We start from the raw sequence: 1,089 nt of genomic DNA, 5'->3' as shown, positions 1-1,089 counted from the left end.
GGGGACCGAGCCACGGACAACAGCACCCCTAACGGGGCGGCGCCCACGGCTCCCCCCGCATGAGGTTCCCCAACCCCGCCCAAGCAAAGTTCATCAACGTGGCCGCAGCCTCCTTCGCCGAGACCCCTTCCGTCGTGTTCGCCCACGCCGCCAACGCCTCCGCCGCGCCCACCAGCGCCTCGGCGAGGCCCGCCACCTCGCGCTCGGGCAGCGAGGGGTTGCGGTGCGCCTCCCGGGCCGCCTCCGCGATGAGCAGTGTCACGAACGCGACGATCTCCTCCCGCATCACGGCGACCTCACGCGCGAACGGATCCCCCTGCGTACGCGCCTGCGCGTGCAGTACCGCCCAGCCGTCCGGGTGCTCGGCGGTGTGCGTGAAGAACCCCCGCAGCCCGGACCAGAGTTGGCGGTCGGCGGACTCACCGGGCGTGACCGCGGCGCGCACCGCGTCGACGAGCGCGGCGGCCTCCCGGCGGATGCAGGCCGTGAAGAGGTCTTCCTTGGAGTTCAGGTAGAGGTAGACCAGTGGCTTGGACACACCGGCGAGCTCCGCGATCTCGTCCATGGACGCGGCCCGGTACCCGAGTTGAGCGAACGTTTGCACGGCGGCGTCCATCATCTGCCGCTCACGTACGGCCCGCGGCATCCGCTTGCCCTTCACAGCGCCCACGCCGGTCGCCCTCCCCGTCTCGCGATTACTCCCCGGTAAGACTACGACCCCTGACCGGCGCCCACGTCGACGATGGCCGAGGCGCGAAGGCCTCCCGAACCGTTCCGGTCACAGCGGGACCCATTCCGGCCACCACGGCGGCACGTTGTCCGGCGGGCAGGAGAACGCCGGGTAGCCGTCGGGGGCGTGCAGCCAGGCGAGGGCGCCCCACACCAGGAGCAGCGCGCCGAGCACCGCGCACGCGAGGCCCGGCAGCACCCCGTACCGACCGCCCACGAGACCCCACGCGACGCCCCACCAGAGCGTGCCCACGACGGTCAGCCCGATGAACACCAGGAGCAGGGGGAAGGAGTTCGCGGCCGCGTTCACGCCGATGTCGCAGCTCACCCAGGCTCGGGCGAGGAGCACGTACCCCGCCC

The 1,089-nt window shown here is 72.3% G+C and carries 2 protein-coding genes; both read right to left on the bottom strand.

Features of this window, described 5'->3' with window-relative positions:
• Window positions 1–28 precede the first annotated feature (28 nt).
• The gene (locus GUY60_RS37795; RefSeq protein ID WP_161706016.1) at window positions 29–670 is read right to left on the bottom strand and encodes a TetR/AcrR family transcriptional regulator; all 642 of its coding nucleotides are present in this window, start codon (window positions 668–670) and stop codon (window positions 29–31) included.
• A gap of 108 nt (window positions 671–778) precedes the next feature.
• Window positions 779–1,089 (bottom strand): hypothetical protein (locus GUY60_RS37790; RefSeq protein WP_161706015.1); only part of this gene is annotated, 311 nt, incomplete at its 5' end.

This window comes from Streptomyces boluensis, from assembly GCF_009908195.1.
Classification (GTDB): Bacteria; Actinomycetota; Actinomycetes; order Streptomycetales; family Streptomycetaceae; genus Streptomyces; species Streptomyces boluensis.
This window is presented reverse-complemented; position numbering and strand designations above follow the sequence as displayed.